Raw genomic sequence first — 12,794 nt, forward strand, 5'->3', positions numbered from 1 at the left:
GAGTAGTGCCACGGCCGGTTCAGGCGTAGGCCGTCTCTTACGGATCTTGCTGGGCTCGCGTGCCCTGGCACCGCGCCTCGCCGCGTTGTCGTCAATCACCAATGGCCCCCTATGCCCTGCGGGCATGGGAGGTGCCCCCACCGCAGTGGCTCAATCCTCCGCCTTGCGATCCACGGCACCAGACCCTCCCCCTACGCCCGAAGGGCGTGGGAGGTACCCCCACTCACTCACCCAGCCTGATCCGTAAGAAACGACCTAGAGGCCGGTCCGGGGCTTCCGCGCCGAGGCGCGCGCCGCGCCTCGTGCGGCGCGGCAACCGCGCCGGTGCCGCACCGGGTACCACGCCCGTCCCGCGCCCCGGGTTCACACCGGGGGAAATCCGGTGTGCGGCGGGCCGGGCGGGGTTCGCGCGGCGCGGTCCCGGGGCCGGCGGGGCGGGCCCGATCGCTCCGGTACGAGCCCGGCGGCCGGACGGCGCGCGACACCGCCGCGAGCCCGGTGCCGGGACGCGAGCCCGGCCGCGCCGGTCACCGTCCGGAGCCGCCCCCGGTACGGACCCGCCCCCGGTACGGACCCTCCTCCGGTACGCACCCGGCCGGACGCCGGAGCGGGCCGGACGCGGCGGGTCACCGGCGCGAGCTCGATTTGCCCACGTCCCACACCCACACCCCGTCGACCCGCTCGCCGGGCCGTTCCAGCAGGAGCTCCACCGTCCGGTAGAGCGCCTCCGCGTTGTGCTGCGGGGTCAGGATCACCACCCCCGCCCGCCAGGTCTTCAGATCGGCGCGTGCCTGGTCGCGCCAGCCCTGGCCGATCTCCGGCACCCGGCCGGTGGAGCGGACCTCGCCGAGGAGATGGGAGGTGTGGCGGGGAGTCGCACCGTAGATGCCGATCCGGTCCGGCCCCCACGGCCCGTTGAAGTAGCCGCCCGGCAGGGTGAAGTCGAGACCGGTGGAGGACTGCCAGTGCAGGGCGTCCGCCATGCCCGGGTCGGGGAGCGGGACCGTGATCACCGTCTCGCCCTCGGCGAGATAGGAGCGGTAGGTGCCCTGGGTGATGAAGGCGGGGATCTCCGCCCTCTCCCGTACCGGATAGGGCGTCGGCACGATCGGGAGCAGTGCCGCGGCGACCGCCAGCAGCCCCGCGGCGCGCAGCGCCCCCGGTCCGGTGGTCCAGGCCCGGCCGGCCGGCACCGGTGGGGTGCGCAGCAGCCGGTCCACCGCCATGGCGAGCAGGATCCCGAGGACCGGCGCGCAGATCATCGCCACCCGGGACTCGATGACCGACTCCAGGAGCGGCTGATGGGCGAGCAGCCGCCAGGGGCCGGTGAGCACGATGTCCGTGTGGGGGATGCGGAACTTCACCCCCAGCGAGAGCGCCGCCGCGGCCAGCGCGGTGAAGGCCAGCGCCTTGACCGCCGCCGACCGCCGGAACACGATCACGACCGCCGTCGCCGCCACGAGCACCGGCCAGCCGAAGAAGGCGTTCTGCTCGGTGCGGTTCATCGCCAGCGGATCGGCCCCCGCGTCGGAGCCGAACAGCGAGCGGCCGGCGAACTCCACGAACGCCCGGGGGCTGTTCCAGGTGCCGGCGCCGTGCATCACGTGCGTATAGCTCTGCGGGCCGAAGAACTGCCAGCTCAGCGGGAACGCCACCAGCGGCAGACAGACCGCGAGCCCGATCAGGATCCCGCGCAGCAGGGGCCGCGCGGCGCGGCGCGCGGCCTCCCGGTCGGCCACCGCGTAGGCGAGCGCGAAGAACAGCATTCCCATCGCGGCGAGCAGCAGCGACTCCTCGCCGAGGAAGATCTGATACGTGGCGAAGAGCCCCAGCAGCACCCCGTCCCGCACCACCCGGCGGCCCTCGCAGAGCCGCAGCGCCCGGTCGATGATCACCGGGATCATGAAGAGGACGATGAAGTTGGGGTGGGCGTTGCCGTGCGAGATCATCGGCGGCGCGAAGGCGGCGAGACCCCCGCCGACCGCCGCCGCGAGGCGTCCGGTCGTCACCCACCGGGCGATCAGCAGGTACCAGCACACCGCCGTCGCGGCGAGCCCGCCGGTGAGGACCAGCGCCCAGGTCACGGTGGGGCCGAGGAGCAGGGTGACCGGGGTGAGCGGTACGGAGAGCCCCAGCATCACCGTGTTCGCCATCAGATTCACGCCCTCGGGATATCCCTGGAGCGTGCTGAAGAGCGGATTGCGCAGCTGGACCACGTTCTCGGCGGTGACCCGGAAGAACCACTCCCACTGGTTCTGGTCCTGGCCGGCGTCCGCGAGATAGCCGCGGTCGAGATCGGCCCAGAGGTCCTTGTAGAGGAGGAAGGAGGCGAGCAGGAAGAGGACTCCCGCCAGCAGATCGGCCCGGCGCGGCGGGCGGACCCGCAGCCGGGCCACCTCCAGCAGCACCCGGCCGTAGTCCAGCGGCCTGACCTTGGAGCCGTCCTGGTGCGACCAGCGCACCGGTACTTCGGTCACCGGCCACCCGGCCTGGCCGAAGTGCCGCAGTATCTCGACATCGATCCCCCACCCGTCCAGCCGGGAACCGGCGAACGCCGCCCGCGCCTTGTCGCCGTCGAAGAGCTTGAACCCGCACTGGGTGTCATGGATCCCGGGCACGGCGACCGCGCGTATGAGCCGGTTCCCCATCCGCCCGAGCCATTCGCGGACCCGCCACTGATGGACCTCGATACGGGAGTCGGGGTGGGCGCGCGATCCGATCGCCGCCGCCGGGCCGCCGGGTGTGACGTGTTCGTCGAGCCGGTCCAGCTCCGAGATGGGGGTGGCGAGATCGGCGTCGGTGATCAGCACCCGCCGGCCGTACGAGGCGAGCACCCCGCGCCGCAGCGCGTCGCCCTTGCCCCGGTTGACTCCGCCGGAGGCGGGGATGAGATGGATCCGGGGTTCCTCGGCGGCGGCCAGCCTGGCCACCTCCGCCGTGTCGTCGCTGGAGCCGTCGTCCACCACGAGGAGTTCCCACTCGCCCCAGCGGTCGGGATCCTCGCGCAGATGGGCGCAGATGGCGTCGAGGGTGGGGCGGAGCCTGGTCTCCTCGTTGTAGGCCGGGACGATGACGCTCAGCCCGACGCCGGTGTCGGGACCGGTGCCGGTGCCGGTGCCGGTGGGCTCGGCGCCGCGGCCGGTTCCGGTTCCGGTTCCGGTGCCGTTACCGGTGCCGGTGTCCGGGACCTCGGCGGCCCGGGGGCCGGTCTCCTCCCGGACGGGTGGGTTCCGGCGGGCCGCCGGTCCGGCGACGGGGTCCACGCTCACCGCTCCAGTCGATCCGCCCAGGCGAGCGCCCGGTTGTTGTACGCGCCGAGCACCGCACGGGCCGCCGCGAGATCTCCGAGGGTCACGGCGTCCACCAGTTCCTCGTGTCCGTGCCACAGCCACTCGCGGCGGTCCGGGTCGGTCCGCAGATGCGGTACGGCGAAGACCCAGGTCTGCACCCGCAGCTGATGCAGAAACCCGGCTATATAGGCATTGGCCACGATGGATCCGAGTTCGTGCCAGAAACGCAGGTCGTACCCGATATGAATGTCCAGCTCGCCGCAGCGCCCCGCCCGTGCGGCCTCCTCGGCCCGGCGGCGCACCGACACCGCGGCCTTGGGCCGCACCCGGGTGCGGCCCCGGCGTTCGGCGTGGCGGATGACACCGTCGATGACGAGGGAACGGGACTCGACCATGGCCCGGTAGTCGCCCACCGAGAAGCGGTGGACCCGGAATCCCTTGTGCTGGTCGGAGTCGAGGAGCCCCTGCGCGGAGAGATCCACCAGGGCCTCCCGCACCGGAGTGGCGGAGACTCCGTACTGGTCGGCGATCTCCTTGACGGTGAATTCCTGTCCGGGCAGCAGTCGCCCGGCCAGCACCTCGTCACGCAGCGCGTCCGCGATCTGCTGCCGCAGGGTGCTGCGGGTGACAGCGGAACCGGTGCCGCGCGGGCCGGGGGCGGGGCCGGACATCGATGGCTTCTCCTTTGCCGGGGGTCCCGGACACGATAGGCCAGTGTGTGCGAGCACTTGCGGCGCAGGTGGATTACAGGGTCGATGAGCAGGCCGGATACCGATTGGTGAGGGGTTCATGACACACGGGGAGCGCGATCGGGGCGAGGGTGTCTTCGAAGCGGCCACCGGCGACGGGCCGTTGCCCGCCGCCGGGGACGCGGAGACCACGGAGAGTACGGAAGGGGCGCGGGCCGCCGAGGTGCGCGCGGCGTTCGCGGGGCTGTCGCAGATACGCCGGCTCAGCGGGGCCGCCGGGAAGCCCGCCGCCTGGGAGGTGGCCCGGATGGTCCGGGCGGTCGCCCTCGCGCTGGAGGCGGCGGGCCTCCCGCCGTCGGCCCTGGACCCGGCGGGCGCCCGGGCCGCCACCGGCTACCGGGTGCGGGACGCCGACCGGCCCGGCGCGGTGGTGGTGGAGTGGCTGGGCCCGGCGGGCAGCGGCGCCGCGCACGAGGAGGAGGACCGGCTGCGCGCCTGCGCGCGGGCCCTGACGGAGGCGGGCTGGGAGGCACTGCTCTACCGGGGGCCGCGCCGGCGCCGCTTCCTGGAGGTGGAGCCGGGGGCGGGGTGAGCCTCCCCCGTACGCCTCGTCCCGGCGCGGTCCCGGGATGGACCCGGCGTCGTACCGGCCTGCCGGTGCCGTACCGGCGTGGATCCGGCGTGGATCCGGGATGGACCCGGCCGCGCCCGGTGTCGTACCGGCCCGGTCCCGGCCGCGCCCCGTGCGCACCCCTCTTTCCGGCCGCCTGATCGCGCACACGGCGGAGACGTGTCCGCGGCCTCCGGCGAGGAGGGAGGCGCGGACCCGCCGCGGCCGGTGGCACCGAAATCACCGGGCGATACGGCCGCCGCGGGCACCCGCCGTCCGGCCGGACGCGGGAGGAGCCGGGCCGGGGCGCGGGAGTGCTCCGGAGGGGCGGCGGGCGGCGGCGTTCCCGGACACCGGCCACCGGACACCGGGACGGAGGCGCCCTCACCCCGCCGGGAAACGAACCGCTTCCCCTCCCGGCGACCGCCCCCGACCACCCGTCCGCCGCCATCGACTTCGGCGGGGGCCGCTGACAGCATTGCGCCATGACCCACATCGTCAAAGGCGCCAACACCCCTGTTCCGTCCACCCTGCTGAGGGTCGCCGTGGGCCGGAGCACGGCGCCCGGGACCCCTGCCGTCGATGCCTCGGCCCTGCTGCTCGACGCGCGCGGAACCGTGCGCGGGGACGCCGATCTGGTGTTTTACAACCAGCCCCGGCATCCGTCGGGCGCGGTGCGCCACGCGGGCGTGGCGGAGGGCGGCGGACAGCGCGCCGAATGGCTGGAAGTGGAACTTCCGCTACTGGAGGCGGAGGTGCAGCGGGTGCTGATAGCCGCCTCCTGCGACGGCGGGGTCTTCGGCTCGGTGCCGGGGCTGTACACCCAGGCGCTGGGGCCGGACGGGGCGCCGGTGGTGCACTTCGCGGTGACGGACGCGACCACCGAGACGGCCTTTGTGCTCGGGGAGTTCTACCGGCGCGCGGGCGGCTGGAAGTTCCGGGCCGTGGGGCAGGGGTACGCGTCCGGGCTGGCCGGACTCGCGACGGACTTCGGGATCACGGTGGCGGAGGAGCCGCAGGCCCCCGCACCGCCCCCGGCACCGGCACCGGCACCCGTTCCCGTCCCGTACGCGGCACCCGCTCCCGTACCCGCCGCGCCGCTCCCCCGCATCCCCCAGCTCGCGTACACCCCGCCACCGCCCGCGCCCTTCCCTGCCCACGCCCCCGCTCCCCCGGCCCCCGTGCACCGGACGCAGGTCACGGACCACTTCTCCGGCTTCACGGGTTTCAGCTCCGTCACCCGCCGGGGCCGCGGCAAGGGGATCGTCCGCTTCGACGAGCCCCTCCCGACGGGGCAGTGGGTCATCGTGGAGGCATGGCACCGGGGCGAGGGTTACTTCGGCGTCCACACCCTCGACGAGCGCCATCAGCAGGCCGGTCTGCTCTTCAGTTCGGTGGTGCGGGATTTCCGGGGCCGGACCCTGGAGGTCGTCCCCGCGGGCCGGCCGCTCACCCTCAGTGTCGACGCCGAGGACGAATGGACGGCCGTGGTGCACCCGCTGCCGTCCATTCGCCGGCTCGGGAGCCGGGATGTCAGCAGCGCCAACTCCGATGTGATCGCGTACACCGGGCCGGCCGCCGGCCTGGAGGTGACCTATGAGGGGGACGAGTACCGGGAGGGGCGGATGACCATCAATGTCCTGCCCTTCTTCACCGACGTGGCCACGGGACAGGTCGAACCGTCCGAACTGCTCTTCGCCGCGGTGCCGCCGTTCCGGCAGACCCTGCCGGTCCCCGAGGGCCCGCTGGTGCTGTGCGTCGAGGCGGACGGCCCCTGGACGGCCCGCCTGCGCCCGCCCGCGGTCTGACCGGCCGGGCCGGGCCGGTACGGGTGGGGGCGCACCCGTACCGGCCGGCGGAACGGATCAGACCGTCCAGCGGTCGGCGACCGTCAGCGCCTCGTCCAGTACGGCCAGGCCCTCCTTCGCCTCCGCCTCGCTGATGGTGCACGGCGGCACCACATGCGTGCGGTTCATGTTCACGAAGGGCCAGAGACCGCGCTCCTTGCAGGCCGCGCCGAAGGCCGCCATGGGCGCGTTCGCCTCACCGGAGGCGTTGTACGGGACGAGGGGTTCCCTGGTCTCCCGGTCGCGTACCAGCTCCAGTGCCCAGAAGGCGCCCGTGCCGCGCACCTCGCCCACGCTCGGGTGGCGTTCGGCCAGTTCGCGCAGGCCGGGGCCGAGTACGGTCTCGCCGAGGCGGGCGGCCCGGGCCACGATGTCCTCCCGGTCCATGACCCCGATGGTGGCGACCGCGGCGGCGCAGGCGAGCGGATGGCCGGAGTAGGTGAGTCCGCCGGGGTAGGGGCGGGTGTCGAAGGTCGCCGCGATCTCCGCCGAGATGGCGACACCGCCGAGCGGCACATAGCCGGAGTTGACGCCCTTGGCGAAGGTGAGCAGATCGGGCACCACGTCGAAGTGCTCGGCCGCGAACCACTTGCCGGTCCGGCCGAAACCCGCCATCACCTCGTCCAGGATGAGAACGATCCCGTACCGGTCGCAGATCTCCCGTACGCCCGGGAGATAGCCGGGCGGCGGGACCATGATCCCGGCGGTGCCGGGAATGGTCTCCAGCAGGATCGCGGCGATGGTCCCGGGGCCCTCGAAGACGATGGTCTCCTCCAGGTGGCGCAGCGCGCGTTCGCCCTCCTCCGCCTCGCCGGCGGAGTGGAAGGGCGAGCGGTAGAGGAAGGGTGCCCAGAAGCGGACCACCCCGGAGGTGCCGTTGTCGGAGGGCCAGCGGCGCGGGTCGCCGGTGGCATTGATCGCGGCGGCGGTGCCCCCGTGGTACGAGCGGTACGCGGAGAGGACCTTGGGGCGGCCGGTGTGGAGCCGGGCCATCCGGAGGGCGTTCTCGATCGCCTCGGCACCGCCATTGGTGAAGAAGATCTTGTCCAGGTCGCCGGGGGTGCGCTCGGCGATCAGCCGGGCCGCCTCGGAGCGCGGCTCCACGGCGAAGGCGGGCGCGAAGGTGGCCAGCTTCCCGGCCTGCTGCTGGATGGCGGCGACCACCTCCGGGTGCTGATAGCCGATGTTGGTGTGGACGAGGCCGCTGGTGAAGTCGAGGTAGCGCTTCCCGTCGTAGTCCCAGAACCACGAGCCCTCGGCGCCGGCGACGGCGAGCGGGTCGATGAGCTTCTGGGCGGACCAGGAGTGGAAGACATGGTCCCGGTCGGCGGCCTTCACCGCGGCGCCGGCCGCCGGGTCGGGGGCGGGGCGGGCGGCCGGGGAGCTGGGGCCGGCGGCGGGCGGGTGTACGGCATCGGCAGAGGTCATGGGCCCAGCGTAGGAAGGTGCGGCCGGACGCCGACATCACCATCCTGTCTGTCCTGGGGCGCTTTCCTGATCGTTCTGTCGCCCGCACCCCGCCTCGATTGACAGCATTCTGTCGTAATGACAGTATGCTGTCATATCACCGGCCGGGAACGACGAAGAGAGCACATGATGACCAGGACCGTTCATCTCGCCGTGTACGACACCTTCGCCGACTGGGAGACCGGCCACACCACGGCCCATCTCGCGCAGAACGGCTGGACCGTCCGCACGGTCGGCCTCACCACCGACCCCGTCACCACCATGGGCGGCCTGCGTGTCCGGCCCGATCTCGCACTCGCCGACGTCGGCCCCGAAGAGAGCGGTCTGCTGATCCTCACCGGCGCGTCCGCCTGGGACACCGGCGACGAGCTCGCCCCCTTCGCCGCGAAGGCCCGCGCCTTCCTCGACGCGGGGACACCGGTCGCCGCGATCTGCGGCGCCACGCTCGGACTCGCCCGGGAGGGGCTGCTGGACGACCGCGCGCACACCAGCGCCGTCTCCTTCTATCTCGCCGCCTCCGGATACGCCGGCGGCGACCGCTACCGCGAGGCCGACGCGGTCACCGACGGCGACCTGATCACCGCGGGCCCGACCGAGCCGGTCGCCTTCGCCCGGGAGGTCTTCGCCCGGCTGGGGGTGTACGAGGGGGAGCGGCTGGACGCCTGGTACCGGCTGTTCCACGACTCGGACGCGAGCGCGTACGCCGTGCTGGAGGGCGGCGCGTGAGCCGCGCGGAGCGGGATCTGCTCACCCGTACCGCGCTCGGTGTCTTCCGGCTGAACGGCCAGTTCATCGCGGTTTCCGACGGACTGGCCCGGGAGGTCGGGCTCACCGCCTCCTGGTGGCAGGTGCTCGGCGCGGTCAACCGGGAACCGCAGCCGGTCGCCGGGATCGCCCGGACGATGGGCATCACCCGGCAGAGCGTGCAGCGGATCGCGGATCTGCTGGTGACGGACGGACTCGCGGTGTACGAGCCCAATCCGGCCCACCGCCGGGCCAAGCTGCTGCGCGCCACCGAGCGGGGCCGGGAGACGATCGAACGGCTCGATCCGGGCCACGCCCGGCTGGCGGGCCGGCTGGCGGGGGCCCTCGGGCCGGAGCGGTTCGCGGAGACGGTGCGGGTGCTGGAGGAGCTCATCACCGCGATGGAGACCATCCAGCGGGAGGACGGGGAAGGCTAGGCCGTCTCTCACGGACCAGGCTGGGTGAGTGAGCGGGGGTGCCTCCCCGGCCTCGCGCGCCGCACGATTCCCGAACGCGCTTTCCCCGCCGCCCCGTTCGGGAGGAGACCGCCCCCGGAGCGCCCCGCGCGCACTATCCTCGCGGGGGCGGCGGCGCGATCCGGGAGGGCCGACGGCCGCCGCGATCGGGGGAGGACACGCGGCCATGGAACAGCTGGCGACCGGAGATCCGCAGCGCATCGGGGCCTATCGGCTGCTGGCCAGGCTCGGTGCGGGCGGCATGGGCGAGGTCTTTCTCGCCCGCAGCGACCGGGGCCGCACGGTGGCGGTGAAACTGGTCCGGCGGGAACTCGCCGAACAGCAGGAATTCCGCGAGCGGTTCCGGAGCGAGGTGCGGGCGGCCCGGCGGGTCGGCGGCGAGTGGACGGCGCCGGTGCTCGACGCCGACACCGAGGCCCCGGTGCCCTGGGTCGCCACCGGCTACATCGCCGGGCCGCCGCTGAGCGAGGTGATCCCCCGGGGGCCGCTGCCGGAGCGCTCCGTACTGATTCTCGCGTCCGGGCTGGCGCATGCGCTGGCCGACATCCACACGGCCGGGCTGATCCACCGGGATCTCAAGCCGTCGAATGTGCTGCTCACCATCGACGGACCCCGGGTGATCGACTTCGGGATCGCCCGCGCGCTGGAGACCGGTACGGCGGCGGAGGCGGGGATCACCCGGGCCGGCGCGGTGATCGGCTCACCGGGCTTCATGGCACCGGAACAGGTGCTCGGCACCCGGGTCACCGCCGCCTGCGACGTCTTCTGCCTGGGCTCGGTACTGGCGTACGCGGCGACCGGCGGCCTTCCGTTCGGCTCGGCGGAGAGCGGGCGCCATGCGGTGATGTTCCGGATCGCCCAGGGTGAGCCCGATCTGAGCGCGCTGCCCCCGGAATTGGGTGAGCTGGTACGCGACTGTCTGCGCAAGGACCCCGGGGCGCGGCCGTCACCGGCGGAGATCGCGGCGCGCACGGCACCGGCGGTGGAGCGGGGCGAGAGCGCGGAGCCCTGGCTGCCGGCGGCCCTCATCGCCCGGCTCGGGCGGCAGGCGGTGCGGTCCCTGGAGGCGGAACAGCCGGGTGCCGCCGGGACGCCGTCCGTCCCCGGGCCGCCTCCGGCACGGGTTCCGGCCGCGCCGCCGTACGGGCCGTCGGGGTACGGGCCGTCGGCCCCGCAGACTCCGGCGTACGGCGGATACGACCGGGCCCCGGGCCCGGCCCCGGTCCCGCCGGGCCCCAGCGCGGCGGCGCCCTACCCCCGGACGGTGCGGACCCCGGCACTGCCGGCACCCGCGCCCGCCCCGGCTCCCGCGCGCGGCGGTCGCGGTGACCGCCGGGCGGTGGTGCCGACCCTCGCCGCCCTGCTGATCGCGGTGGCCGCGGGCGCCACGGCCTTCACCCTGCTGGACGGCGGCGACGGCACCGAACCCGCCGGCGCCCCGGAGCCCGCCCGCACGACGGCCTCCCCGTCCGGCTCCCCGTCCGCCTCCACCCGCCCCTCGCCCGGCCCGGAACCGGCCGGCGAGGTGCCCGAGCGGTATCTCGGCACCTGGCGGGCCTCCTTCGACACCGGGGGCGGCGCCAACAGCCGCACCATGACGATCACTCAGGGCGCCTCGGGAGAACGGGTGATGACCCTGACCGGCACCGGCCCCTCCTACGACTGCTCCTGGACGGCCACCCTCCGCACCCCCGGCCCACCCCTCGAACTGGGCCCGACCCGGGTGACCTCCGGCGACCCGGCGTCCTGCTCCCCGGGCCAGAGGAGCCGTCTCACCATCTCGGACGACAAGGCGACGATCGTCCGCGAACTGGTGGGCTCGGGCGGCGCGCCGCTCACGAACACGAGAACGGACCACTGAGCCGGGCCGGCTCCGGCGCGGGGCCCGGGTCCGAGGACCCGGGCCCCTACCGGACACCCGGCCTGCGGCTACTCCGGCAGCCGGATAGTCCGGACCAGCGGCATGTCCGCGTACAGCTCCGGCCGGACAGTCACCACGGGGCGGCCGTCGGGCCAGTCGATCGTGGGGCGCGACAGGTGGACCGCATGGCCCAGATGCCACTCAACCCCGTCCCGCATCAGCGCGCCCACGGCCGAGAGGCCGGAGAAATCGAGCTCGACTATCTCCGCCGCCGGAAGCGCGCCGACATGATCCGCCAGCCCCTTGCGGAGGCTGTCCGCCGACAGCAGGCAGAGCGCGGGCACATAGACATGCCTGGTCGGGCCGTGCTCGGTGTTGGCGACGAACTGGGAAGCCAGACTGTTGCCCGCGCCCAGTGCGAGGAGTGCGGTCTCGTCGTAGAGCACCGCCACGGATCCGCTCACAGACTGTCCACGGGCCGGCCGGCCTCCAAGTCCTTCCAGACCTGCTCGGCCCGGTCATGGTCCTCATCGGTGAGCGTGACGCCGAAGTGCGTCTCGCAGTAAGCCTTGGTCGCCCGGTAGCGCCTCTCCAACTCGGCCTTGGTCGGAGTCGCACCGGCCAGCTCGGCGATCAGATCGCGCATGGTCAGTCCCCGCTCCCTGGCGAGAACCATGAGACGGTCGCGTACGACAGGGTCAACCTTGACGGTGGTGTCAGCCATCCGAACAGTATACTCACGGTATACCGGCTGGGGCGGAGCCAACAATAAAGTCACCGAACACTTCCCTTCGGGAAACCGACACCACACACCCGGGTGTCGTCACTGGCAGCGACCATATCCCCGCCCGGCACACCTCACGCAAGCGTCGCGCATTTATGCGAGATCCGCTGATTCGAATGAATCAACCGCCAGATTCGCCCTGACATATCACACTCAAATCGGGCAATTATTCAAGCTGAATCCCCGATGCGACCGCCCCTTCAATTCACCCTCCGGGGTGAATAGGATGACCGCACCGAGTCACATGATAATCCTCAATATAAACGCGGACATGACAATGCCGGCGGAAGTCGTCACGACTCCCGCCGGCACCGAGAACCACTTCACCCCACAACGGGGAGAAACCCCTCAGCGACAGAGCGCCTCAATCGTCTCCTGGAAATCCGGGAATTCCCGCGCCGCCTCAGCGATCACGTCCTCCGCCGAGCGCCGCCCGCCCGGCGCGTACCGCTCGGCTATCGCGAGCAGCTCCTCGTGCGGGCGGGGATTCCGGCCGCCCGGGCTCTCCACCGCCTCGAAGGGGCCGTAGCCGTCGGCCAGCAGCCACAGATAGGCGGCCACATCGCGGGCGACGACTCCGGTGTCGCCCTCGGAGCCGAGGAAGACGACCGGCTGGGAGACGAGGTCGGCGCCGGGGCGGATCAGCCAGAGGGCAGCGAAGCCGCCGGTGCCGTCCTGGCCGAAGACCAGGAACTCCTCACCGGTCAGTTCGCCGTTGCCGGTCCAGGAGCGGATCCAGCTGGTGGTGTCGTCGGCGGAGAGAAACGCCTCGTACGGCTCGAAGTCGACTCCGTCGCCGTCGTCGTACTCGTACTCGGCCTCGGCCGCGGCGGCCAGCGCGAGGGGCAGTTCACGATCAAAGGTCATGGGCACAGCGGCAGAGTAGCGCCAGTGGCAGGGGTGTTGACCAGCCTTTCCGCACACAGCGGTGATCGTCACAGCGCCGGCCGCACAGCCCGGCCGCACAGCGAGGGGCGGACCGCCGGAAGCGGTCCGCCCCTGCCCTGTCACCCGTGGCGAGTCCGT

General features: G+C 73.1%; 11 protein-coding genes. 5 read left to right on the forward strand and 6 right to left on the reverse strand.

The genetic code is table 11. The features are described from left to right. Positions 1-626: 626 nt before the first annotated feature. Both AAFN69_RS01025 and AAFN69_RS01030 read right to left on the reverse strand, forming a co-directional pair. Positions 627-3,080 carry a dolichyl-phosphate beta-glucosyltransferase gene (locus tag AAFN69_RS01025; protein WP_347726756.1) on the reverse strand — a complete coding sequence of 818 codons (2,454 nt, stop codon included), beginning with the start codon at positions 3,078-3,080 and terminating at the stop codon, positions 627-629. 185 nt (positions 3,081-3,265) lie between these two features. Then, complete coding sequence (locus AAFN69_RS01030; RefSeq protein ID WP_347726281.1) at positions 3,266-3,961, reverse strand: GntR family transcriptional regulator; 696 nt, start codon at positions 3,959-3,961, stop codon at positions 3,266-3,268. Between the two features lie 118 nt (positions 3,962-4,079). Between AAFN69_RS01030 and AAFN69_RS01035 the strand changes: the two genes are divergently transcribed. Together AAFN69_RS01035 and AAFN69_RS01040 are read left to right on the forward strand one after the other, a co-directional pair. Continuing rightward, positions 4,080-4,571: a hypothetical protein gene (locus tag AAFN69_RS01035; protein WP_347726282.1), complete on the forward strand. Its 492-nt coding sequence runs from the start codon at positions 4,080-4,082 to the stop codon at positions 4,569-4,571. A gap of 503 nt (positions 4,572-5,074) precedes the next feature. After that, a complete protein-coding gene (locus AAFN69_RS01040) occupies positions 5,075-6,397 on the forward strand; it encodes a TerD family protein (RefSeq protein WP_347726283.1) in 1,323 nt (440 codons plus the stop codon). Between the two features lie 57 nt (positions 6,398-6,454). Here AAFN69_RS01040 and AAFN69_RS01045 read toward each other — a convergent pair whose 3' ends face one another. Continuing rightward, complete coding sequence (locus AAFN69_RS01045) at positions 6,455-7,864, reverse strand: aspartate aminotransferase family protein (RefSeq protein WP_347726284.1); 1,410 nt, start codon at positions 7,862-7,864, stop codon at positions 6,455-6,457. A gap of 168 nt (positions 7,865-8,032) precedes the next feature. On the opposite strand from AAFN69_RS01045, the gene AAFN69_RS01050 reads away from it, so the two are divergent. From AAFN69_RS01050 to AAFN69_RS01060, 3 genes are all read left to right on the forward strand, one after another. Then, positions 8,033-8,629, forward strand: coding sequence for a DJ-1/PfpI family protein (locus AAFN69_RS01050; RefSeq protein ID WP_347726285.1), 597 nt, complete (start codon positions 8,033-8,035; stop codon positions 8,627-8,629). Then, the gene (locus AAFN69_RS01055) at positions 8,626-9,084 is read left to right on the forward strand and encodes a MarR family transcriptional regulator (protein ID WP_347726286.1); all 459 of its coding nucleotides are present in this window, start codon (positions 8,626-8,628) and stop codon (positions 9,082-9,084) included. The genes AAFN69_RS01050 and AAFN69_RS01055 overlap by 4 nt, the downstream gene beginning before the upstream one ends. A gap of 205 nt (positions 9,085-9,289) precedes the next feature. Next, positions 9,290-10,984 carry a serine/threonine-protein kinase gene (locus tag AAFN69_RS01060; RefSeq protein WP_347726287.1) on the forward strand — a complete coding sequence of 565 codons (1,695 nt, stop codon included), beginning with the start codon at positions 9,290-9,292 and terminating at the stop codon, positions 10,982-10,984. Between the two features lie 68 nt (positions 10,985-11,052). Here AAFN69_RS01060 and AAFN69_RS01065 read toward each other — a convergent pair whose 3' ends face one another. From AAFN69_RS01065 to AAFN69_RS01075, 3 genes are all read right to left on the reverse strand, one after another. Beyond that, complete coding sequence (locus tag AAFN69_RS01065) at positions 11,053-11,448, reverse strand: hypothetical protein (RefSeq protein ID WP_347726288.1); 396 nt, start codon at positions 11,446-11,448, stop codon at positions 11,053-11,055. Next, positions 11,445-11,708: a hypothetical protein gene (locus AAFN69_RS01070; protein WP_347726289.1), complete on the reverse strand. Its 264-nt coding sequence runs from the start codon at positions 11,706-11,708 to the stop codon at positions 11,445-11,447. Before AAFN69_RS01070 ends, AAFN69_RS01065 begins: the two co-directional genes overlap by 4 nt. A gap of 408 nt (positions 11,709-12,116) precedes the next feature. Beyond that, positions 12,117-12,635 carry an SMI1/KNR4 family protein gene (locus AAFN69_RS01075; RefSeq protein WP_347726290.1) on the reverse strand — a complete coding sequence of 173 codons (519 nt, stop codon included), beginning with the start codon at positions 12,633-12,635 and terminating at the stop codon, positions 12,117-12,119. Positions 12,636-12,794 lie beyond the last annotated feature (159 nt).

The sequence above is a fragment of the Streptomyces sp. CAU 1734 genome (genome assembly GCF_039888735.1).
In the GTDB taxonomy this organism is placed as follows: Bacteria; Actinomycetota; Actinomycetes; order Streptomycetales; family Streptomycetaceae; genus Streptomyces.

What these genes read in the sequence shown, in the direction of transcription:
- AAFN69_RS01030 (WP_347726281.1), bottom strand. Translation starts at nt 3,961, where the DNA reads ATGTCCGGCCCCGCCCCCGGCCCGCGCGGCACCGGTTCCGCTGTCACC.
- AAFN69_RS01035 (WP_347726282.1), top strand. Translation starts at nt 4,080, where the DNA reads ATGACACACGGGGAGCGCGATCGGGGCGAGGGTGTCTTCGAAGCGGCC.
- AAFN69_RS01040 (WP_347726283.1), top strand. Translation starts at nt 5,075, where the DNA reads ATGACCCACATCGTCAAAGGCGCCAACACCCCTGTTCCGTCCACCCTG.
- AAFN69_RS01045 (WP_347726284.1), bottom strand. Translation starts at nt 7,864, where the DNA reads ATGACCTCTGCCGATGCCGTACACCCGCCCGCCGCCGGCCCCAGCTCC.
- AAFN69_RS01050 (WP_347726285.1), top strand. Translation starts at nt 8,033, where the DNA reads ATGACCAGGACCGTTCATCTCGCCGTGTACGACACCTTCGCCGACTGG.
- AAFN69_RS01060 (WP_347726287.1), top strand. Translation starts at nt 9,290, where the DNA reads ATGGAACAGCTGGCGACCGGAGATCCGCAGCGCATCGGGGCCTATCGG.
- AAFN69_RS01070 (WP_347726289.1), bottom strand. Translation starts at nt 11,708, where the DNA reads ATGGCTGACACCACCGTCAAGGTTGACCCTGTCGTACGCGACCGTCTC.
- AAFN69_RS01075 (WP_347726290.1), bottom strand. Translation starts at nt 12,635, where the DNA reads ATGACCTTTGATCGTGAACTGCCCCTCGCGCTGGCCGCCGCGGCCGAG.